The organism is Citrobacter sp. TBCS-14 (genome assembly GCF_005280805.1).
Taxonomy (GTDB): Bacteria; Pseudomonadota; Gammaproteobacteria; order Enterobacterales; family Enterobacteriaceae; genus Citrobacter; species Citrobacter gillenii.
Map to the genome: position 1 here is coordinate 1 of NZ_SZWM01000729.1, position 251 is coordinate 251.

The window sequence follows — 251 nt, forward strand, 5'->3', positions numbered from 1 at the left end:
TTAAACATGGGGATTCTGGTCAGTCCGCTGTTAGCTCCGCTGATTGGCGGCATGCTGGATACAGTGTGGAACTGGCGCGCCTGCTATATTTTCCTGCTGATTCTGTGTGCGGGTGTGACGTTTAGCATGGCGCGCTGGATGCCGGAAACACGGCCTGCGGGTGCGCCGCGTCCACGGCTTATTGCCAGCTACAAAACCCTGTTTGGTAATAGCTCTTTCACCTGTTACGTGCTGATGTTGATCGGCGGTCT

The 251-nt window shown here is 55.4% G+C and carries 1 pseudogene; it reads left to right on the forward strand.

Going from position 1 to position 251, the window contains the following annotated elements:
* Positions 1–251 (forward strand): annotated as a pseudogene (gene emrD / locus FDX22_RS20965) (multidrug efflux MFS transporter EmrD); the annotation flags it as partial.